Annotated in this window: 22 protein-coding genes; 12 read left to right on the top strand and 10 right to left on the bottom strand. The window is 37.9% G+C overall.

Annotation, left to right across the window (positions count from 1 at the left end; genetic code table 11):
* The first annotated feature begins 174 nt into the window (after positions 1 to 174).
* From Xind_RS00370 to Xind_RS00360, 3 genes are all read left to right on the top strand, one after another.
* Positions 175 to 1143, top strand: coding sequence for a methyltransferase (locus Xind_RS00370; RefSeq protein ID WP_187649232.1), 969 nt, complete (start codon positions 175 to 177; stop codon positions 1141 to 1143).
* Between the two features lie 260 nt (positions 1144 to 1403).
* Positions 1404 to 1730: an FAD-binding oxidoreductase/lyase gene (locus tag Xind_RS20775; protein WP_246432431.1), complete on the top strand. Its 327-nt coding sequence runs from the start codon at positions 1404 to 1406 to the stop codon at positions 1728 to 1730.
* A gap of 224 nt (positions 1731 to 1954) precedes the next feature.
* The gene (locus tag Xind_RS00360; RefSeq protein WP_187649231.1) at positions 1955 to 3058 is read left to right on the top strand and encodes an alkene reductase; all 1104 of its coding nucleotides are present in this window, start codon (positions 1955 to 1957) and stop codon (positions 3056 to 3058) included.
* A gap of 96 nt (positions 3059 to 3154) precedes the next feature.
* Here the strand turns inward: Xind_RS00360 and Xind_RS00355 are convergent, their stop codons facing one another.
* The 4 genes from Xind_RS00355 to Xind_RS00340 are packed head-to-tail and all read right to left on the bottom strand — an operon-like array spanning position 3155 to position 7792.
* Positions 3155 to 4405: an HlyD family secretion protein gene (locus Xind_RS00355; protein WP_187649230.1), complete on the bottom strand. Its 1251-nt coding sequence runs from the start codon at positions 4403 to 4405 to the stop codon at positions 3155 to 3157.
* On the bottom strand, positions 4398 to 5861 hold the full coding sequence (locus tag Xind_RS00350; protein ID WP_187649229.1) for a TolC family protein: 1464 nt from the start codon (positions 5859 to 5861) through the stop codon (positions 4398 to 4400). Before Xind_RS00350 ends, Xind_RS00355 begins: the two co-directional genes overlap by 8 nt.
* Complete coding sequence (locus tag Xind_RS00345) at positions 5854 to 7062, bottom strand: ABC transporter permease (protein ID WP_187649228.1); 1209 nt, start codon at positions 7060 to 7062, stop codon at positions 5854 to 5856. The genes Xind_RS00350 and Xind_RS00345 overlap by 8 nt, the downstream gene beginning before the upstream one ends.
* Positions 7055 to 7792, bottom strand: a complete 738-nt coding sequence (locus tag Xind_RS00340) for an ABC transporter ATP-binding protein (protein WP_047681536.1) — start codon at positions 7790 to 7792, stop codon at positions 7055 to 7057. The genes Xind_RS00345 and Xind_RS00340 overlap by 8 nt, the downstream gene beginning before the upstream one ends.
* Before the next feature lie 362 nt (positions 7793 to 8154).
* Between Xind_RS00340 and Xind_RS00335 the strand changes: the two genes are divergently transcribed.
* The 3 genes from Xind_RS00335 (at position 8155) to Xind_RS00325 (ending at position 9419) form a co-directional block, all read left to right on the top strand.
* Positions 8155 to 8433, top strand: a complete 279-nt coding sequence (locus tag Xind_RS00335; RefSeq protein ID WP_099135316.1) for an LCI fold-containing protein — start codon at positions 8155 to 8157, stop codon at positions 8431 to 8433.
* A 302-nt stretch (positions 8434 to 8735) separates the two neighbouring features.
* Positions 8736 to 9020, top strand: coding sequence for a hypothetical protein (locus Xind_RS00330; protein WP_187649227.1), 285 nt, complete (start codon positions 8736 to 8738; stop codon positions 9018 to 9020).
* A gap of 111 nt (positions 9021 to 9131) precedes the next feature.
* Positions 9132 to 9419 (top strand): hypothetical protein, encoded by a 288-nt coding sequence (locus Xind_RS00325; protein WP_187649339.1) that lies wholly within the window; start codon positions 9132 to 9134, stop codon positions 9417 to 9419.
* Positions 9420 to 9677: 258 nt separating this feature from the next.
* Here Xind_RS00325 and Xind_RS00320 read toward each other — a convergent pair whose 3' ends face one another.
* A complete protein-coding gene (locus Xind_RS00320) occupies positions 9678 to 10316 on the bottom strand; it encodes a M91 family zinc metallopeptidase (RefSeq protein ID WP_187649226.1) in 639 nt (212 codons plus the stop codon).
* A 68-nt stretch (positions 10317 to 10384) separates the two neighbouring features.
* Positions 10385 to 10849, bottom strand: coding sequence for a hypothetical protein (locus tag Xind_RS00315; RefSeq protein WP_187649225.1), 465 nt, complete (start codon positions 10847 to 10849; stop codon positions 10385 to 10387).
* A 22-nt stretch (positions 10850 to 10871) separates the two neighbouring features.
* Here Xind_RS00315 and Xind_RS00310 point away from each other — a divergent pair, with 22 nt between their 5' ends.
* The 3 genes from Xind_RS00310 (at position 10872) to Xind_RS00300 (ending at position 13215) form a co-directional block, all read left to right on the top strand.
* On the top strand, positions 10872 to 11045 hold the full coding sequence (locus Xind_RS00310) for a carboxymuconolactone decarboxylase family protein (RefSeq protein ID WP_187649224.1): 174 nt from the start codon (positions 10872 to 10874) through the stop codon (positions 11043 to 11045).
* Between the two features lie 163 nt (positions 11046 to 11208).
* Positions 11209 to 12108, top strand: a complete 900-nt coding sequence (locus tag Xind_RS00305; protein ID WP_187649223.1) for a LysR family transcriptional regulator — start codon at positions 11209 to 11211, stop codon at positions 12106 to 12108.
* 165 nt (positions 12109 to 12273) lie between these two features.
* Positions 12274 to 13215 carry an alpha/beta hydrolase gene (locus Xind_RS00300; protein WP_187649222.1) on the top strand — a complete coding sequence of 314 codons (942 nt, stop codon included), beginning with the start codon at positions 12274 to 12276 and terminating at the stop codon, positions 13213 to 13215.
* Between the two features lie 238 nt (positions 13216 to 13453).
* Here the strand turns inward: Xind_RS00300 and Xind_RS23740 are convergent, their stop codons facing one another.
* On the bottom strand, positions 13454 to 13690 hold the full coding sequence (locus Xind_RS23740) for a non-canonical purine NTP pyrophosphatase (RefSeq protein WP_187649329.1): 237 nt from the start codon (positions 13688 to 13690) through the stop codon (positions 13454 to 13456).
* Between the two features lie 216 nt (positions 13691 to 13906).
* Here Xind_RS23740 and Xind_RS00290 point away from each other — a divergent pair, with 216 nt between their 5' ends.
* Entirely contained in the window at positions 13907 to 15115 is a 1209-nt protein-coding gene (locus tag Xind_RS00290) for an insecticidal delta-endotoxin Cry8Ea1 family protein (RefSeq protein ID WP_047681525.1), read from the top strand.
* Between the two features lie 119 nt (positions 15116 to 15234).
* On the opposite strand, the gene Xind_RS00285 is transcribed toward Xind_RS00290, so the two are convergent.
* Complete coding sequence (locus Xind_RS00285; protein WP_187649221.1) at positions 15235 to 16410, bottom strand: DmpA family aminopeptidase; 1176 nt, start codon at positions 16408 to 16410, stop codon at positions 15235 to 15237.
* 283 nt (positions 16411 to 16693) lie between these two features.
* Positions 16694 to 17797, bottom strand: coding sequence for an alkene reductase (locus Xind_RS00280; protein WP_187649220.1), 1104 nt, complete (start codon positions 17795 to 17797; stop codon positions 16694 to 16696).
* 170 nt (positions 17798 to 17967) lie between these two features.
* Here Xind_RS00280 and Xind_RS00275 point away from each other — a divergent pair, with 170 nt between their 5' ends.
* Both Xind_RS00275 and Xind_RS00270 read left to right on the top strand, forming a co-directional pair.
* Positions 17968 to 18465 carry a GNAT family N-acetyltransferase gene (locus Xind_RS00275; RefSeq protein ID WP_047681512.1) on the top strand — a complete coding sequence of 166 codons (498 nt, stop codon included), beginning with the start codon at positions 17968 to 17970 and terminating at the stop codon, positions 18463 to 18465.
* Positions 18466 to 18658: 193 nt separating this feature from the next.
* Positions 18659 to 20176, top strand: a complete 1518-nt coding sequence (locus Xind_RS00270; protein WP_187649219.1) for an amidohydrolase family protein — start codon at positions 18659 to 18661, stop codon at positions 20174 to 20176.
* A 21-nt stretch (positions 20177 to 20197) separates the two neighbouring features.
* On the opposite strand, the gene Xind_RS00265 is transcribed toward Xind_RS00270, so the two are convergent.
* Positions 20198 to 20656 (bottom strand): MarR family winged helix-turn-helix transcriptional regulator, encoded by a 459-nt coding sequence (locus Xind_RS00265; RefSeq protein WP_047681511.1) that lies wholly within the window; start codon positions 20654 to 20656, stop codon positions 20198 to 20200.
* Positions 20657 to 20661 lie beyond the last annotated feature (5 nt).

Here is a 20661-nt window from a genome sequence, read left to right as displayed (position 1 = left end):
AAAAATATTAGATGTAATTAGATAAATATGACTTGACTTCAAGTTAACTTGAGGTTTTAGAGTATGCGCATTAACCAGGGGAAGTAAAACGAAAGATGTTTCTTGAAACCTGGCAGATTTCTAAATTAGGCAAATCAATCTATCGATTTAATAATCTGAATCAGGAGAATAATAATGTCATTGGAAATGATTACAGCCTATCGTAAATCGAATGCACTATTCGCTTTTGTAGACAGCAAAGCACCATTATATTTAAGTACTCAAGATGGAAAAACAGTGGAACAAATTTCTCAGTTATGCCATGTTTATCAAGATAGATTCCATAGATTATTGGATTATATGCAAAAACTTAATGTGTTAACAAAAAAAGAAGATAAATTTTACCTTACTGAACAATGGTCATCACTCAGTGATCCAAACAGCTTTGAAACATTATATATAAAGTTCGAATTAGACCCTGCCTTCTGGAACGCTTGGTCACAATACAGTGTATCCTTAAGTAAAACAAATGAAAAATCTGCTTTTGAACTTACTCATAATAAGCCATTTTTTGATTACCTCAGTCATGAAAATAATAAATATATTAAAAAAATTTTTGATGAATTATTGGCAAAAATGACCGATAAGATAAATAAATATATTATTGAACATATACCTCTAAATAACATTACTTCATTTATCGATATCGGGGGTGGGGAGGGATCTTTTTCAAAAAATATAAAAATGCATTATCCACATATCCAATGTTACGTCATGGATCAATATAATTTCACAAGGAAAGAATCAGAAGGGGTTACTTTCATCAATGGCAATTTCTTTTCTGATATTCCATCGGGATATGATGTTTATAGCATAAAAAATGTTTTGGATGATTGGCCAGATAATAAAGCCATTGATATTCTCAAAAATTGCCATAAAGCAATGCGGGAGGATTCCATTTTATATGTTATCGATATGATAAAAGGACCCAATGATGCTGCGTCATTTGATTTATACATAGATACTCTTCTGTTAGGCCGGAAAAGGTACCAATCTGAATTTGAATTTATGGCAAAACAAGCTGGATTCTCTATTACAAATATCTACAATTTGAATTTTTCCACAGAAAATGGCAGCTACTACCTTATTGAAATGAAAAAATGAATTTTGTGAAAATGAGATGGGGGTTGGTCAGTCACTGACCCTGATAAAATGGGACATTGTGACAGCTCTAAATGGATAGCAAGTGACATGACTATATTGGTGTTACAATGAAGGTTCGCATAATGTATATTATGTTAAATAACAGGTCACTTACTTCACTATCCTTTTCCACTCTAAAATAATCATAAAGCTACCTGTCTTCCTAAATGATCCCCTACCATTCTCCTGATATGGAAGTACGTCCGATATCAGGAACAACTTTGCTTGCAGCAGATTATTTAAATGACTGTCCTGAAAACAGTGCTACATGTATCGCAATGAATGCTTTACCTGTCATAAAAAAAGCCTTTACAGGCAGTGATAGTCTATGTTTAGAAAAAGCTTCTGTGGGTATGCGTCCAATTCCTAAAGATGAAATGCCCATCGTCGGAAAAGTTGCTGATTATCGTGGTTTATATATGCTCAGCATGCATGCAGCAATTACACTTGCACCACTGATATGCCGACTGGCTCAGGAAGAAATAATAAATGACACAGAACAAGCTGCGTTAAATCCATACAAATTAACACGCTTTGATAAAAACTGAGTTATTCGTTCTATATCAGAAGATGGCTTTTGCCATCTTTGCAAGATCAGCAAAAGACTTCTGCGTTTATTGCTCTTTTTTAGAGTGACTTATCTCATGATAATAAAACCCATATTAATCAAATTAACCGCTATCGCCACACTTGATCGTAACGAACGTATCGTTAATCCAGAAGGACTTGCCTCTCAATGGGATAACTAATCTAATGAAGGATGAGGTTTATTATGCTTTTTGAACGCTATTCTCTGAGTGGTTTATTGTTATCTAATCGTATTGTAATGCCACCGATGACTCGTTCGCGGGCAGGAATAGATGGTATAGCCACTGATTTAATGGCTAAATATTATGCACAACGAGCCAGTGCCGGGCTTATTATCAGTGAAGGAACACAAATCAGTCAGCAGGGACAAGGATATGCCTGGACACCGGGTATTTATAAGCCTGAACATGTCATCGGATGGAAAAAAGTAACAGATGCAGTGCATAAGGCAGGTGGAAAAATTTTTGCCCAGTTATGGCATGTAGGACGAGTTTCACACACAATTTTGCAACCTAATAACGCTGCGCCTGTTTCTCCCTCTGCTCTTCAAGCAAAAGGTGTAAAAGTTTTTGTGGATATTGCGGGTTGTGGGCCTGAACATGGTTTCGGTGAAATGGTACAACATTCGCAGCCACGAGCACTGACACTTGATGAAATTCCAGATATCGTAACTGATTATATTCAAGCAGCAAAAAATGCTATTGCAGCAGGTTTTGATGGCGTAGAGCTTCATGCAGCGAATGGCTATCTGATTAATCAGTTTATTGATTCCCAGTCTAACCTGCGGGATGACGAGTATGGTGGAACCCTGCAAAATCGGCTACGTTTTTTGAAAGAAGTCGCTATGTCAGTAGCTGCTGCAATAGGTAAAGATAAGCTAGGAGTTCGCCTGGCACCACTCACAACTCTGATGGGTTCAAAAGATGATACCCCTGAAGCAACTTATCTGGCTGCCGCGAGTGTGCTGAATGATATCGGAGTAGCCTATATTCATATTGCGGAAGCTGACTGGGAAGACGCTCCTGTTATGCCAGCCGCTTTCAAAGAAGCGTTCCGCATGCTTTATCACGGTACGCTGATATATTCTGGAAAATACACGCTGGAACGTGCTGAAGAAGCACTGACTAAAGGTTGGGCAGATCTGATTGGGTTTGGCCGCTCTTTTATTGCTAATCCCGATCTACCCTACCGTCTTGCCAATGGGCTGGAACTAAATCAGCCGATAAAAGAAGAATTTTTCGGTGGTAATGAGAAAGGTTATACCGATTATCTGGCGATAAGCGAATAAAAATATATCCCTTCAATTTTCAAGCTATCTCTTGGTGGCTTTATATTTCAGCTCCTTCGGGAGCTGTTTATTCGCCCACATCTGAAATCAATATTTTCAACGAGGTAACGCGATAAATCCCTCTTCCAGCCCATGAACTTCCATACCTTCCGGCATAGCTTCCCCGATAGTTACCCGACGAGATACAGCCGGGCTTTTTAAATTCGGACGCCAGGTTACGGTTACTTGTCCATTGCTATCGTGAGTTAATGCTTTTTCTGGCACAACAGTGCCCCGTTCATTGCGATAAGTAATAATATTCACTTTGGCACTCATACCGGGTCTGATGGGGTAACCCTGTTTCATGGGTGAAGTCACTTTAATCACAACGTCATAATAAATCGCCGAACCGGGGTTGTCGTTATTCACACTTTGCATGGCAATAGTTTCAATTTCACCATCCAAAGGGTGATCGGAAAACCCCTCTCCGCTAATTTTTACTGCCTGCCCTTCTCTGAGTTTGGCGAGATCAGTTTCTTCAACTTTTGCCAGTACCTGATACTGTGTTGTGTCCATCACTTCCAGTAAAGGCATCCCATCGGTAACCCGCACGCCGGTCTGAATCGTTAATAACTTCCCCTTTTCTCCCTGTGCTGCTCTGAGTATGACACCGGAAAATGGCGCTTTGATTTCTTTACGGGTGTATTGTTCCTGTAGCGCCTGATAGCGGCTGGTTGCATTTTGCAGCTCCATCTCTGCAACACGTACATTGCTAGCGCTTCCTTTTTGTCGGGTTGATACAAGATCATCCTTTACAGAAGCGAGCTCCGTGAGTTGCCGACGAAGTTGCTGCTCAAGGTTTTCTACTTCCATTCGTGGAACGATACCTCGTGAAAAAAGCGCCTGTGTTTTTGCCAGATTATTTTTTAATTCCATCACCATATGATTCGCATTTTCGACATTTCTTCTGGCCCGGATGACTTCCTGACTGTTTTCCCAATCACGCAATTGTTCAACGGCAAATGAGGCTTTAATCATTTCAACCTGCGCCTGCCGAAGTTCAATATCCAGCTTGCGGGTGTCAAGTATCACTAATGTCTGGCCAGCTTTCACTTGTTGCCCTTCTTTGACCAAGACTTGTTTGATAATGGCATCAAATGGCGCAGGGATAGTTTCGAGACGCCCGGATTGCAGCTTGCCGACCAGACCTAATTGCTTTTCTATCAGGTTGTGTTTTACTTCAATCCACTGTACTGATCCCTGATCTGACGATTCTTTTGAGGACAAATACCCTGAGAACAATAAGGCAAAAAAACAAATTACTATGACAAGTACGCCAACGATGGCCCATTGATAACGTTTAGTCATTGAGAACGATCTCCCAGCTTTCCAGTGTCGTGCCAAGAATTTGATCCAGTTCGGCCTGAGCATTGAGATAGTGGATAAGTGTATTCAGGCGTGCATTTTCGGCATTTCTCAAGTCGGTTTCAAAACTCAGAACCTGAAAGTTACTGGATCGCCCTGCCTGTAATTTTTCCTGTTCAATTTCGAGTTTCTTTTGAGAAAGTGAACTGGCTTTTATTGCTAGTTGATATTCCTGCCAGCGTGATTCTGTATCCCGGATGGCATTGATGACTTTTTGTTCCAGATTTATTTTGGCCTCTTCCAGATGTAACGCCTGCTTCTGGACTTCTACTCTGGCCTGAACTTCCTCTTGTTTCCGGGTCATATCACCGATTGGAATATCCAGTTGTATACCCACATAATTTTCCCAGTTGCGGGCCTCAGAAGAGGATGAACGATACTGGGATGTTCCTCCAACCAATGATAAATCCCAGAGCTGGTTATCTCTGGCCTGTAATAATTGAATATCTGCCGTTTTTGCGGAAAGTAACTGGATCAGATAACCCGGCTGCTGAGCCTGCGCTTTTTTAATGGATTGTTCAACATTTAAACTGACGTGAGTGCCTTCCAGCGTATCGGTCGCCTGGATGGGGGTTTTAAGGCTCAGGGCAAGTAACTTAAGTAATGCCAGCTTGGCAGTATGCACACTGTTTTCAGCTTCTTTTGCCGATAGTTCCTGCATGGCCAAATCAGCCTGCGTCTGTATGATATCTGTCTGGGCCATTCTGCCGGCATCAATCAATTCTTTATTCGTCTCCACTAATCTCTGCATACGTTTAAGGGAAGCGATGGATAATGCCTGTTGCTCCTGAGCACGAAGTAACGCATGGTATGCCAGAATAATTTGCGTGATGGAATCGGAAATAGTTGCTTTTAGATTCAATCGGTTGGTTTGTTCCCGGAGTTTTGCCAGTAAGATTGGGGCATTATTAATATCGGTTCCTGCTCCCCGTAAAAGAGGCTGTATCACAGAAATACTTGCGCCATCATTGTGAAGTTTGTTTATCCTTGAGTTATTGTTCTCACGCGTCCAGGAAAGTGTGAAACGCGTTCCCAAAGGAGTGAGCAATGTGGCATTCGGAGAAAGGTTAGTTTTCCTGAAACTTGAATCCTGACTTTTACCTGCAATGTAACGTCCGCTTAGCTGTAATTTGGGGGTGAATCTATCCTCTGCCACCCGTAAATCAAATTTTTGCGCAATGCGATCCAGATAAATACTGCGGATTGCATAGTTATTCCTTAAACCAAGCGATATCGCATCACTCAACGACAAGCCGATCACTTCTCCAGAAGTTTCCCGGCTAAGACTGTAATCAGGTTCTGATAAAACCCATCGTCCCTGTTCAGATGCAAAGGTTCCTGTTTGAGGAAAACAGAAAAACAAAGTCAACGAGCTATAAAGGAAATATTTTTTAATCATCACGTAATGCCTGTACCGGTTCCATTTGAGAGGCTTTATGCGCGGGATAAAAGCCGGAGATAAGCCCCGCTACGATTGAACTCCCTATTCCTAATGGAATAGATAAAGGAGCCAGAGAAAATGACCAACCAGAATAAAGAACAAAAAGAAAGGCGACGATGACACCGACTAACGCACCTAGGATTGCGCCGGCAAAAGTCAGTGCCGCAGCTTCATACAAAAAAAGACGCCGGATATCTTGAGTTCTTGCCCCTAAAGCCATTCGCAACCCAATCTCTTTTCGCCGGGCCGAAACGTTCATCAGCATCACATTCGAAATCGCAATGCCGCCAGTGAGCAGCGAAATGCCGGCTAACCCAATCAACATAAAAGAAAAGGTTTTACTTTGTTCTGTCTGCCCTTTCAGTAATTGCTGAGCAACCCGAACATCAATGTTAACCTCTGGAAACTTTCGTTTGAGCAACGCCAATAAATCCTTTGCATCGGTTTCTGTGGTTGCGTTTGTTATGGTACGGGCGATGATGCCGTTCAGATCAATATTGGATGAGATTTTTCGCATGGCATTGATAGGAGCAACCACAACCGAATCCAGAGAAAAAGGAAAGATAGGGTTTTGTCCTTTTACATCGAAAATGCCAATGACAGTGTATAAATAATTGCCAAGCTGAATCTGCTTGCCAATTATGCGGGATGGGTCCCCTTCACCAAGGGTAACCGCAACTTCATTGCCAATGACCAGATAAGGCGAGTGCTGATCATAATCAGAGATGAATCGGCCATAACGAAGTCGCAATTGCATAACTTCTTCCAGTGCCGCAGAAGAACCTATCACGGTAAATGTTTCTGTTTTCCCGTTATATCGACCAGAAGAAGGAGAATAGATCCACGGTGCTGTTGAAGATAAACCAGGAATAGCCGTTGTCAGATCGGCCATGTTAAGTGAGTTACTATCAATTCCATGATTATATGAGTAAAAATTTGTTGTAATGACATTGATATCCAGCCCACTGAACATCTTTAACGCAGCCAGTGTGGCGTTATGTCCGGTATTCACAAATGCCACAATAGACGCACAACCAATAGCAATCCCCGATAAAGCAAGCAGAGAACTTTTCCCTGTTGCCATTAAGTTACGCCAGGCTTCTTTCCACATCATTAATACCGACATGCCATAGTTGCCGGACTGACGATTATCATGCATGTGTTGTCATCCTTTTCGTTTCATGCAACTGACCATCAATCATGCGTAATTCGCGCTGCATATGGTTTGCAACCATAGCATCATGGGTTATTACAACCAGCGTCATCGCGTTTTCTGTGTGAAGAGAAGAAAGCAGCAATAAAATTTCTTCTGCCGTTTGTTGATCCAAATTACCGGTCGGTTCATCAGCCAGCAGTAATGAAGGTTCTCCGACCAATGCTCTGGCGAGCGCCACCCGTTGACGTTGCCCGCCGGATAAATCTGCCGGATAATGCATGGCACGGTGTGAAAGCCCTACCAGGTTCAGTTTTTCTCTGGCAATTTTATGGGCCTGCGAGGCAGAAATACCGCGGTAAAGAAGCGGCAGAGCAACATTTTCTGTCGATGTCATTCCGGCCAACAAATGAAAACTTTGAAAGACAAAACCAATTTCTTTATTACGCATTCTGGCACGAAGATCAGCATCGGCTGTTGACATATCAACGCCGCAAAGAAAATATTCCCCCGAAGTAGGTTTATCCAGCAGACCGAGAATATTCAGTAATGTGCTTTTGCCTGAACCCGATGCGCCAACAATAGCGCAACTCTGACCGGCAAAAATTTGTGCAGTGATATTTTTCAGAATCGATACTTCGCCCTCCCCTCCATGTTGATAAACACGGGTTAGTCCTTGCATATTGATAACAGGTGATATCGGTATTGTGGGATGAAGCAAATTTAAAGTATCCATTATTTTTATAATATCTCCCCGCTTTAATGTCTACATCCATCTTTATTAAGATATTTGGTTTTTGATATCGTTAATGAGTTAATAATCAAGTCACCTAAAATCAATGTTGTTATGGTACATTGCATTGCAATTATAAATAAATCATTTTCTTTGCGTGAATAATAGTAGAATCATTATTGATCATAAATTATGATAATAGGGATTAGATTTCTAATCCAGAATATAAAAATATAGCTAGTTTCTAAATTTTAAAATTGTAACATCGTCATATGATGTTTTAGATTTAATGCGCATTATCAAAAACAATTTGATCATTAATGTATTTAAGTTGCAAATTTTATAACTATTACAGGAGAATGTTTATGTTTAAGAAATTATTGACAGTTGGGGCATTGGCTGCGGGTGTTTTGTTGAGTAGTAATGCAATGGCACTAAATAATTGTCAGGTTGAAAACGTACCAAAACATCTTACCGGTAATCTTTATGAAATGTATGTTGTTAACCCTACAAATAATTTCGCAAACACCTTTGAAAGGTATGGTATTACATGGTATTTTAAAGGAAAAATTGGAAATGGAGAGTGTAAATATAATACCGGAAGGAAAGCTTATCAAGCTTATTACCAAGGAAGAAAATACTAATTTTTCAGAAAAATTAGTATCATCATAAAGTTATGATGCAGATAAACCCCGTTTAAAACGACGGGGTTTTGGATATTATAATGAACGACGATATTCCCGATTTTCCATTATTAGCTGGTTTTAACGATCTTTAAAATAATGCCATCTTAATTTTCAATATAAGATAAAAACATAAGAAATTTCTAAATTTTAAAATTGTAAAACCATCTTGTGATGATTTATATTTAGTATGTATTATCATATATAATTTAATAAGTGATAAATTTAGAACATAAATTCTAAAATTATTAAAGGAAATTTTTATGTTTAAGAAATTATTAGTAGGTGGCGTATTAGCAACAGGTATTGCCTTAACTGGAGGCATTGGAACTGCATCAGCAAACGTAGATATCCCCTGGAACAATTGCTATTCTTCTCCTATAGAATATAACAATGGCATATACACTAAATATCTTGTTAAAGATGGCATTGTTTTTCTTGATGTACGTAACGAGAATGGAATCAAATGGCATTTAAAAGGTTTCAAAAAATTATACGTCTGTGGAATGAATGTTTATGTTGGTAAATATGAAGGTGTAAAATCATAGGAATTTTGAGATTGTAAAACTATATAGTGATGATTTACATTTGGTATATATTATCAAATATGATATTAAAAGTAATAAATTTAAATCATTAATTATTAAAGGAAATTTTTTATGTTTAAGAAACTATTAACAGGTGGATCATTAGCCGCAGGTATATTATTAACTGTGGGAACTGCATCAGCAAATACAGATTTTAACTATAACGATTGTTATAGTTCTGGAAGAACCCACACTGGCCTAAATGGGACAATATTTGTTTTATATGAAGTTCGTCCTAATTACGCTTTTGATAATGTATTTACTGATGGAAATGTTAGGTATTATTTACAAAGTGTTAAACCGGTAGCTCCTCGTTGTGGTAAAGGATATGTTGCTTACTATGAAGGTAAGAAAATATAAAATCCTCTGGATAGCCTCTTATTGTTAGAGGCTTTTTGTTTGCTCGGTAACGCTATCATAGATAATAAATAAACATAATTTATTTCACTGAAATTCCTACAGCCCATAATTATTAACATTGAGGATACCTCCGTTACCAGTAAGTCTATACTGGCTTATTGTTTATAGCATCAATATCTATCAGCAGAGAAGCCTTTCTACTGTTTTTCAGATTCCATTTCTAAAGAATTAAGTGTCAAACATTTAATAAACAGGTAATCAAAATACACTTTTGTAGCCTCCTCCATTTAATGTCACAGTATCATCGTCGTTTATCAAAGCTGATCCAGAAGAGTAGCTGGATCTGCGGGGGACACCAATCTCATTTCTGAATACATTTTCTGAAATACTTTCATTTGAAAATGACCCCAGACCAACTGTTTTTGCCTCTTCAGCCCAAAGGGTATGCATACGCTTGCCTTTTAAGTTATGAAGAACATGGACTAATTCATGAAATACTATGCACGCATGCCATTTTGTAGTTTCAAGTTCTTCTCCCTTAATATTTTCAGCTACATTAAAGTTACAGTGAAAGTCAGAACTTGTTCCTAAGCCATTTCCAACATCATTGGCCCTATGTGGGATAACACCTAGCGAAGATGAACTGAGATGAATCGCTAATTTTTCCAATTTAGTTCCTAATATTAATTTTATATCATCAAGCAATCTCAGTCCCGTTTCAGATAATTCTATTTCAACTAACGCGGCATCAAGTAATTGAAAGGTTCTTATGTCACTGCCAACAAAATGAATATGGGAATTATCCCTAATCCACCTGGCTCTGGCGTTTTTGATGTAAAGGCTAATATCTGCTGTAAACTGAGAAGGAATATTCAATCCTAAAACTGGACGGAGCATAAACACCTCCATTGAAAAGCACAAAAGACAATCACATCAACCCTACCATAGTATTCAGACCCAATCTATTACTTGTCAGGTTGAATACCGGTTGAAATGGCCCCTGATTCTAACCGATGCAAGCGCACTTTGATTTCATCAATATAAAATTGCTTTAATTTTTCTGGTTTAATATCAATCAAATGCTGAGAAAAACCATTGATATAATCCAACAGATAGCCAAGCTCTTCCTGATGATAGTGACCGGATATTAACGCACTATTATCATCAATTAATTGTAAAACAATATGTGGGAATGGTTTTCCGTGATAATGCTCAATACCTGATCTTCTTATTTTAATCTGAAAATCATGCTGCTGCTGTTTCTGCCTTAACTGATCAAAATTGAACAAATGAAAATCCGTAAGGTGAATATTTTCAGAAGCGGTTAATAATTTTGACGTTGAATGAAATGACGGGAATGCCTTACAGCAGAATGAATCTATTGATAAAATTGCCCTGCTTATGGCTTGGCAAGAAACAGAATATTTCACAGAAAAAGAACGGGCAGCACTGATGTTAGTCGAGGCGGTAACAGAAGTACAAAATGATCATATTCCAGATGATATTTATCAAAAAGCAGCAGAATTATGGAGTGATAGACAGGTCGCTGCAATTAAGTGGTTAGCTATTATGATGAATGCGTTAAATCGAATTGGAATAGCCTGCCGATATCATGTAGCGCCGTAATTATAGTTATTAACTACCCGCCTAAATAAGGCGGGCATGTAAATGATATTACTGCCCTTATTTAATCTTCCCGAATTCAGTTGTTCGCTAACAGAGGGCACTAAAGTTGATCTTTGCAAAAACAATCAGTAATCTGAGAAAAATAATTGAATAAATTGCAAAAATGAAAATTACACTGGAAGAAATGCAGGTGTTTATTGCTGTGGTAGACAGCGGTTCAATAACTGCTGCTGCCGAACGATTGGATCTTACTATTTCCACTACCAGCCGGGCTTTGTTACGCCTTGAAGAGAAAATGGATAGTACCTTGTTATACCGTACTACCCGACGGATCAAACTCAGCGAAGAAGGTGCCGCATTTTTACAAAAAGCGCGTGAAGCGGTGAAGCTTGCGCAAGAGGCGGAAGAAGTGTTAATAAGCCACAAAAATATTCCTTCTGGTACTCTACGGGTGGATGCATCAACCCCCTTTCTACTCCACGTCGTTACGCCGTTGGTTGCTCAATTTCATGAAATCTATCCACAAATAACACTGGAGCTGACCAATTATGAAGGTGTGACCGACTTGCTGGAAAAGCATACAGACATTGCCTTTCGTATTGGATCGCTAACGGATTCTTCCCTGCATGCCACACTGTTAGGTCATAGTCAGTTACGTATTCTGGCAAGTCCTCTCTATTTACAGCGCTATGGAGAGCCTAAAACGGTTGAAGAATTACAACAACACTGTTTACTCGGATTTACTGCACCAGAAAATCTCAATGAGTGGCCACTGTACGACGGTGATAAAAAGGGTTTTAAAATTACGCCAACAATCGCCGCAAGCAGCGGTGAAATCTTGTGTAACTTGGCTCAAAAAGGTGTGGGCATAGTGTGTTTGTCTGATTTCATGACTCATGAGATGAGAGAAACAGGAGAGTTTAAACAAATATTACCTCATATCACTTTCGAGCAAAAACAACCGATCAATGCAGTTTATTACCGTAACCAAACACTTTCTCCGCGTTTGCGCTGCTTTATCGATTTTATTAAAAACTATAGTTCAAGCCTTAATCGGTTGTGACATTAGTTATTGTCTACAAAGTGAGTTGATTATTATCATCACAAATAAAAATGGAACCTTTATCTCTTTTTCCTCAATTTATAAATGATTGCTACCTTATCCGTTAATTTGTGTATTGTGGTTATCTCACATCACTTTATCTTATATTAGAATGGTCAGGATATTATGAAAAAAATACTTATTTACATCGTATTTGTTTTAACTTCAATGTCTATGCAATCTATGGCTGAAGAGACCACATATAGTTTACGGGGAAATGATGGCAAAGAAATGACTTATTATTTGATAAAAAGAAATAGCATACCTTCTGAAAATCTTCTTGTTCTGATTCAGGGTTCTGATTGTAACAGTGTTATCAATAACCGGAAAATGATAGAAAATTTTGGTGCTACTTTTCCTGAGAATGATATTCTCTTAGTAGAAAAAGCAGGGCTTGATAGCAGTATTGGAAAAAATGGGATTGAAGTTAATGATTCGGCATGTCCACAGATATATATTCAGAATGATTCGCCATCAAAACGCGTTAAAGATTATCTTGCCGTATTAAATCAATTAAAAAACAAATACCGTCATATTGTCCTTATTGGAGGAAGTGAAGGCGCTCTTGTTACCAATATGATAGCGTCTGATGCAGATTTTATTACTGCTGCGATTTCGATTAATGGTGGTGGGCGTTTTTTTATTGATGATGTTATCCATAGCATCAGGCGTGAGACTCCGGCAGAAATGTCCGATGAAGCAGTTAACAGTTTTAGAACTTTTGCGGAAGCAGCAAAGAAAAATAACTTACCCGCTGGCATGGTAGTCAGTGGACATGGTGCAAACTGGTGGTATGAATCATTATCCATTGATAATCAGAGATTGATCCAATCCAGTAAAATACCATTATTGGTTATCCAGTGTATGAGTGATAATAATACTGATGCGGCTGGAATACTAAAGGTGATGGCAGCTATTGATAATCCAAAGGTTTCTTTTAAGACTTATGATGGGTTAGATCACTTTTTCAAAGATAATGACGGAAATTATCATGCTGCAATAATTACTAAAGATATTAAAAACTGGTATCAGTTACAAAGCAAGGGCGCTGTTGAAAACAGTAATTAATCATCGTCCTAGATTATGAATATAGGGTAGTAATGCGAAAACAGTCATCTTATGTAATCACTTAGATGACTGTAATTTTTTGTTTTCTAATTACATTACTTCAATTAATCATCAGAAATTTGCACTATTGTTATTCTGTTGGTTGCAAAGGTACTTATGTCCTTCAGTTAACTGACTGTAGAATTGCTCACTATCTGTTACTTTTAATATCTGAAAAAGATCAGACCAGCCTGTTTCATTACTGCGCTCTAAAGGAGAGAGATAAAATAGATAACCCCCTTGTCGTGTCTGAAAAAAAGACTACCTTATTATTTTCCGTTCTGAGCGCCAAGTGATTGATGAAATAACATTCACGGTTATCTTTCCCTGCTAATAGAGTAATAATTCCATGAACGCCTAATGAAGATAAAATGTATTTAGTATACAGCGAGAGGAAACCATTAAGAACATCTATATGGAAAGTACTGTCCTCAATAAAAACATATAGTCATTATGCAATGTCGAATAATTTTCAGCTAATATCCTTATAAAATTTAAGGTAAAAATAAGAGGTAGGAGTTAAGAAATTAAATTATAATTTCTGTTTATCAAGCAAATAATAAAAATTGAAATTTAATTCTATAAGGTTATCACCTAATATAATTTAAGAAATAATAACGTATTCTACAAACACAATAAGGTAAAAGTGATAATGGAATTGGAAAATATTATAGACACACAAGACAGTAATGTTAAATTGCATATTTTGACTTTAGAAGCATTAAACATGATTAAAACGAAAGATTTTAATCAGTCAACTTCCTCATCTCCACTAGGTGTCGTATCTACCGTATTAAGTATTTTATTAAAACTGACTTACAAAAAATTGACAGAGCCTAAAGAAGTTGATGTTATTGGAATTATTCAGGATACATTAATTAAATATACCAGTGAGTGGTTAGAGTCAGAGTATCAAGCTGTAAGAAAAGATGCAGAAAGCTTACAGGATGCCATCTCCGCTTATCAAAAAAATCCAACAGATGAAGCAAGGCAGCTTATTGTCGTTCGTAATGAGATCGCAATATCCAATATGCGTCGTTTATGTATCCTCAGCATTAACACTGCTAAAAGTCAAAGTATTCCTCAATTATCAAGTATTTGTGCCCTTTCCTGCTTATTGTATTTCTTTACATTAAGAGACACTATAGTTAATGGTGTTGAATGGGGATATTCACCTGATAATCTTGAAAAATACAGTAAATCTCTGGCTGAGCAAGCGGATATTATGTTTAATGATATCCTCATTGCTGCTATTAATAATTATAATGGTGATGATCTTTACGAGCCACAAACACAGGCAAAACGTTCAATGATATATTGGACAAGTGACTATACTAATATACAATCCCATTTAACTTTTGGTGCACAAAGAAAGCCATCGCGTGTTTGTTTAGATCCAAATGATACAGATAATTTATTTATTGACCATAACTATAATAATATTTTCCTCGGTGATGTATTCCTCAATGGTGGTAGATCATCTGATAACGGAGGTTATAATTATCTCTCAGCAACAGAACCGAGAAGTTATGATCATGGCCCGACTACAATCACATTACAGGTCAAGTCAGCAGGCCGCTATCGTTTACGCATGTATTATGCTTATATGACAGATTCGCTCAGTTTTAATTATGAAGTCAAAATGAAGCTGCAACAATCTCGTCTTATTTTTGATCAAAACATCAAGTTCTTTGAAGAAAGAGTGTTAACACCTTATAAAGCAGGTTCAAACTACGGGCCGGTTATATATCGAACAACTGAGGTTGATTTAGAAGCAGGGACTTTAGAGTTAACATTACATGAAGATAATTATATATCTGGTAATGGATTCATTCAGCATATTGAGTTCTTAGGTCTATAAAGTAGCAGACTCTAATAAAGCATGAGAGTTACCAACTTAAATTTAAATTTTTTAATCAAAGTTGGTAACTTGTTTATTTTTAAGTAGAAATTTTAAACTTTATTTTGAGCTAATCTGTTTCAGATCCTACTGAGTAGGTTATATTTTTTTAATATTTCTTTAACTCTGTCTTTAGGAATAGAATAGGAAGTATTACCATTTCTACCAACCATTGTTTTGGCTGCGAACATCGCATTAATGATGGCTTCTTCCGTTGCATTTATGGTTGCTTCATATAACGGGTCCAGTTTGTCATTTGGCAATATTTCCACTGTTTTTATCTCCTCTCTGGAAAATGCACCATTATTTGCAGTGGAAAATGCAATAAATATTTCACCACTGGTATTACGGGCTATGCCACCTACCTTTGCAAGTCCAAGAGAGACCCTTTTAGCCATTTTTTCTAATTGGTGAGGCGCCAATGGCGCATCTGTAGCTACCACCGCTATTATAGATCCAGCATCTTTTATTTTTTTCTTATCTCCATGGTATATTGGAGTAATGTCTTGAATTTCTTTACCAATCGGAACCCCTGAGATAATAAGATCATCTCTAAATCCAAAATTCCCCTGAATAAGTACCCCGACAGTATATCCTCCATCTTTTTTGTCTAAAATTCTTGATGAAGTACCTGTTCCTCCCTTAAATTGAAAGAGGTTCATTCCGGTTCCGCCACCGACATTACCTTCTTTTATAATTCCTGATTTAGCACTATTCAACGCATGATATACATGTTCTTTTTTTACATGCATACCGTTTATATCATTTAATATGCCATCCCATGTTTCTGTAACCACAGGTAGTATCCAAAATAAATCATCCTTTAATGGTGATATTAGATTGTTATCAATCATCCAGCTAATTGTTGAGTCTCTGACAACACCGACACTATGCGTATTGGTTATTAATATCGGGGTTTCCAGAAAACCACTTTCCTCAATCCATTGACTGCCTGTCATTTCTCCATTTCCATTTAAAGAGAATATACCGGAAAATACCGGGCTAAAATTTATTCCTCTGGGTAATATCGCTGTTACACCTGTTCTTACCGGGCCTTTGCCAACTTCTAATTTTCCATTTCCCTCAATGATAGTTGAATAGCCAATTTTTACACCATTCACATCGGTAATCGCATTATATTCCCCGGTTGTTCCAGAGAAAGGAATACCGTAATCTCTGGCTCTAACCTCATTGGCCAGAGAGTTTGATGCTATCATTGTCGAAATAGATAAGATTAATATTTTCAATATTTTCATGCTATTGATAAATACTCCTTGTTATAATAAATTAATCTTAATATTAAATTTCATAATCATTATGAGCTTTGTTTTTTAGGTTTATTTTCACCATGAGTAAACTAAATAATTTTCCTGCAACGGTAAACAGTTTCACGGAAATGAACTATTTTATAAAAAATCACGAAGTTAATTATTTTTGATATTTATAGAATTGAGTTACAAAAAGAATGATAAAGAAGGAGAAGAAAAAATATGGCGGCCACACTGAAACAACTCAATTAAGCCGCCTGTCAGCATTAGATTAGTAATTCGCTTTCGGCCAGTCGGTATAACCTTTTGCTCCATTACCATAATAGGCGTCATGATTGACACTGGTCAGTTCAATGTCATAACGCAAACGTTCGACCAAATCAGGGTTGGAAATAAACGGACGACCAAATGCAACCGCGTCAACTTTTCCTTCCGCCCGGCGGGAAATAGCCATTTCCAGATTGTAGTCGTTATTGCCGATGTAAGCACCTTCAAACCATGACCTTAATTTATCTAAATCAATGCTTTCAGGAATCACACGGTCTTTTTTTGTAGTCCCTTCAACAAAGTGCAGATAAGCCAGTTTGAACGGGTTGAGTTGTCTAATCAGATAGCCATAAGTTGCCATTACATCACTATCAAGCGGTGTGTTTCCTACTTCAGTTGTCACTGGGGACAACCGAATAGCAACCCGACCACTACCCCAAACTCCGGTGACAGCTTCAACAACCTCCAGAACCAAGCGAACTCGGTTTTCAATAGAACCGCCATATTGATCAGTACGGTGGTTAGTTGAATCACGTATGAATTGTTCCAACAGATAGTTGTTGGCTGAATGGATTTCTACACCGTCGAATCCTGCCCGTTTGGCGTATTCAGCAGCATGTTTGTATTGCTCGATAATGCCGGGGATCTCATTGGTTTCCAGTGCGCGTGGCATGGAAACTTCCTGCATTCCATTCTCAGTGTAAACATTACCACCGGCTTTAATGGCAGACGGTGCTACCGGCGGTTCTCCGTTAGGTTGCAAATCGACATGAGAACAACGCCCGACATGCCACAATTGCATCACCATTTTGCCACCAGCAATGTGAACAGCATCGGTGACTTTTTTCCATGCAGCTACCTGCTCTTCTGTCCAGATACCGGGAGTCATCGCATAGCCGCGTCCCTGTAGGGAAATATTGGTTGCTTCTGAAATAATCAGACCTGCACTGGCACGCTGAACGTAATATGTTACGTTGAGTTCATTCGGAATCCCTTCCCTATTCACACGGCTGCGTGTTAACGGTGCCATAACTATACGATTAGCGAGTTCAATTTCTCCTAGTTTAGTGGGTAAAAAAAGATCAGTGCGAATGCTATTGTCAGACATAAGATTTCCTTTTTTAATAACAGACCAGTCGTCTACTGCTTGAATTCAGAATTTTTCCCTTGGTTTTCGAAAGAAAAGCAATATATAAATCACATAATCATAAATATTAATGCTATTTTGACAAAATTTGTTTATAACATCTCTTAGTTAGAATGTAACCAGGAAACAGTATGGGATTTTCACCACTTATCAGAGTATTATCAGCAAGCGATGTTTCAGAATATCAAAAGCTTAGATTCGAAGCTCTACGTTCTGATCCTGATGCTTTTGGTTTAACATATGAAGAAGAGCATACCAAAAGTGAACAAGAATTTATCACTATATTAACTGATTCTCTGGTGTTAGGTGCCTATTTAAATAGTGAATTAGTTGGCATGATCAGGTTTCAACGAGGTACTGAGTATAAAAATTTACATAAAGGAACTATTTGGGGTTTTTATGTTAAACCTGGCTGTCGAGGTTTGAAAATAGGAGAAAAACTTATTGAAAAATTGATAGTTCTTCTGGAAGGAAATATTAGACAAGTATCATTAGCTGTTGTTGAAGAAAATGTATCAGCGATAAATTTATATAAAAAATTTGGTTTCGAAATATTTGGCATTGAGCCCATGCCACTAAAAAATGACTCAATATACGTTAATATGGTATTGATGTACCTGATAATGTAGGTATCTATTTTTAACAACTTAATTCTTAATTAAGAATGATAAATTTTGGTGTTGAGTAAATTTCCGACAAAGACATTATGGGTAGCGTTGATATTGAAATATTTTCCTTATTAAAAAGCAAAATAGGTAGTACTACCTCTCTCTTGGTACACCTGTCATTCATTCAACAAACATCGAAACCAGGAAAAAATTCATGAATGCTTTACCTATTGTGGCCATTTTATTGATGTTATTTTCTTGTTTAGTGAATGCTGATGAAGTAAACACAGACTTAGATAAGAAAAATGAAGCAGCAACTGCGCGTTTCTTCAGTAATCTGATTGAGACTAATAATCCGAATATTGCAGAACTGACTATGGCAATGAGAATGATGCCTAAGGGTGCAGATATTCATCTTCATTACTCTGGTGCAATGTTTGTAGAGAGTTATCTTGATTGGTTAGGGGATAAAGGATATTGCATTTATGATAGATCTGAGCCGAAACTTAAAATAGAGATTTATCAGGTAGAAACACGTCAGAAAAATCAACTCCCGGAGGAAAGCCAGCAATTTTGTCTCAATAAGGATGAGATCATCGAAAATAATATCTTCTACCGAAAATTATTGGCAGTATGGTCAACCAAAGATTTCTACAACCATTATGAGATACAGAAAGCCCCAGATCAGCACTTTTTTGACACCTTTAATTATTTTAGTTCGTTAGCAAATCAAGATTTAAGGGCTGGATTTACTAAATTAAAAGATCGGGCTAAATATGAAAATGTTCAGTATTTGGAAATTATCTTACAAGAAGCACCTTCTGTTGAATACCCAGATCTTGCGAAAGTGCTTGATACATTAGATCCAAATGCCGATGAAAACGTTGTTTTCGCAGCGCTGGCTCCCTATGCAGAGTTTATGGCTAAGGACCCAAATTTTACGAAAAGTATATCTAACTACATCCAAACTGGAGAAGCTGCGATTTCTGGCATGGACGATGATAAATTTCGTGTTCGAATTCAAGCCTATGCTTATCGTGATGAGCCACGCGCTATTGTATTCTCAAGTTTATATTCGGCATTTTCAGCAGCACATATCAGCAAAAAGATTGTCGGTGTGAATATCGTTGGGGCGGAAAATGATTACATCTCAATGCGTGACTATAAGTTGCACATGTTAATGTTTCGGTATTTAAAAATTCTTTTCCCTGATGTCCATTTATCTCTGCATGCAGGGGAGCTGGTTAACGGAATGGTTCCACCAGAGGAGCTGGCAAATCATATTCAATATGCTGTAGATATCGCAGGAGCTGATAGGATCGGTCACGGCGTTGCTATCGCCAGGGAGGAGAATGCGTTGGAATTACTCCGCATACTGAGAGAAAAGAAAATACCTATCGAAATAAACCTGACAAGTAATGGCTTTATCCTTGGAGTGAAAGGAAACAACCACCCGATAAAACTTTATCAACGTCATGGCGTTCCTTTCGTGATATCAACTGATGACCCTGGGGTGCTTCGTAGTGACTTAACTCAGGAATTTGTAACCTTTGCCATAGACTATAAGCCATCATATGCAGATATCAAAAAAACGGTGTTTAATAGCATTCAATACTCTTTTCTAACCCCAGAGGAAAAATCGACAGCGTTGGAGGATCTGCGAGTCAGGTTTTTGGTTTTCGAATCAGAGATCGCAAGGATAGAGAAATCGCTGCACAAAAATGCGCGTTAGGTTAGTTTAGCTGGATTAATCTCAAGTCGGTGTTTGCGCATATAAAAGATCGGCTGCACGATTACACAGCTCTGTAAATATAGCAATTTCGCCCTGAGACATATTAGCAGCCACAATATCAGCCATATTGTGGCTGCTGGATTCTGCCCGCTGTAAAAACATTAATCCCTTCTGGCTTAATTTAGTCACCAATTCACGTTTATCGCTTTCCCCTGCTTCCTGTTCAATGAGTTCTTTATCTTTCAGTGCTCGCAGGATTTTAGATGTTTTTGAACGGGTAAAACCAAGTTTTTCGCCAATAACACTGGGTCTTATGGGTTGATATTGTCGAAGTAAATATAAGGTATCATATTGTGCCCAAGAAACACCTTCCGGATTTGTAATGGTTCTTCTTGCAACAAGAACACACTGGAGTCTGCTCAATGCATCTTCGAAGGGGGTTATTACCGCATTATAAGTATTCTGATTATCCGTTTTCATATGAC

It is taken from the genome of Xenorhabdus indica (assembly GCF_014467235.1).
Lineage (GTDB): Bacteria > Pseudomonadota > Gammaproteobacteria > Enterobacterales > Enterobacteriaceae > Xenorhabdus > Xenorhabdus indica.
Note: the sequence above shows the minus strand (reverse complement) of the source record. Positions and strands in the feature narration are given on the sequence as shown.

Coding starts and splice junctions, on each gene's coding strand:
- Xind_RS00370 (WP_187649232.1), top strand. CDS start 175: ATGTCATTGGAAATGATTACAGCCTATCGTAAATCGAATGCACTATTC.
- Xind_RS00360 (WP_187649231.1), top strand. CDS start 1,955: ATGCTTTTTGAACGCTATTCTCTGAGTGGTTTATTGTTATCTAATCGT.
- Xind_RS00355 (WP_187649230.1), bottom strand. CDS start 4,405: ATGACTAAACGTTATCAATGGGCCATCGTTGGCGTACTTGTCATAGTA.
- Xind_RS00350 (WP_187649229.1), bottom strand. CDS start 5,861: ATGATTAAAAAATATTTCCTTTATAGCTCGTTGACTTTGTTTTTCTGT.
- Xind_RS00345 (WP_187649228.1), bottom strand. CDS start 7,062: ATGCATGATAATCGTCAGTCCGGCAACTATGGCATGTCGGTATTAATG.
- Xind_RS00340 (WP_047681536.1), bottom strand. CDS start 7,792: ATGGATACTTTAAATTTGCTTCATCCCACAATACCGATATCACCTGTT.
- Xind_RS00335 (WP_099135316.1), top strand. CDS start 8,155: ATGTTTAAGAAATTATTGACAGTTGGGGCATTGGCTGCGGGTGTTTTG.
- Xind_RS00330 (WP_187649227.1), top strand. CDS start 8,736: ATGTTTAAGAAATTATTAGTAGGTGGCGTATTAGCAACAGGTATTGCC.
- Xind_RS00325 (WP_187649339.1), top strand. CDS start 9,132: ATGTTTAAGAAACTATTAACAGGTGGATCATTAGCCGCAGGTATATTA.
- Xind_RS00320 (WP_187649226.1), bottom strand. CDS start 10,316: ATGCTCCGTCCAGTTTTAGGATTGAATATTCCTTCTCAGTTTACAGCA.
- Xind_RS00310 (WP_187649224.1), top strand. CDS start 10,872: ATGTTAGTCGAGGCGGTAACAGAAGTACAAAATGATCATATTCCAGAT.
- Xind_RS00305 (WP_187649223.1), top strand. CDS start 11,209: ATGAAAATTACACTGGAAGAAATGCAGGTGTTTATTGCTGTGGTAGAC.
- Xind_RS00300 (WP_187649222.1), top strand. CDS start 12,274: ATGAAAAAAATACTTATTTACATCGTATTTGTTTTAACTTCAATGTCT.
- Xind_RS00290 (WP_047681525.1), top strand. CDS start 13,907: ATGGAATTGGAAAATATTATAGACACACAAGACAGTAATGTTAAATTG.
- Xind_RS00285 (WP_187649221.1), bottom strand. CDS start 16,410: ATGAAAATATTGAAAATATTAATCTTATCTATTTCGACAATGATAGCA.
- Xind_RS00280 (WP_187649220.1), bottom strand. CDS start 17,797: ATGTCTGACAATAGCATTCGCACTGATCTTTTTTTACCCACTAAACTA.
- Xind_RS00275 (WP_047681512.1), top strand. CDS start 17,968: ATGGGATTTTCACCACTTATCAGAGTATTATCAGCAAGCGATGTTTCA.
- Xind_RS00270 (WP_187649219.1), top strand. CDS start 18,659: ATGAATGCTTTACCTATTGTGGCCATTTTATTGATGTTATTTTCTTGT.
- Xind_RS00265 (WP_047681511.1), bottom strand. CDS start 20,656: ATGAAAACGGATAATCAGAATACTTATAATGCGGTAATAACCCCCTTC.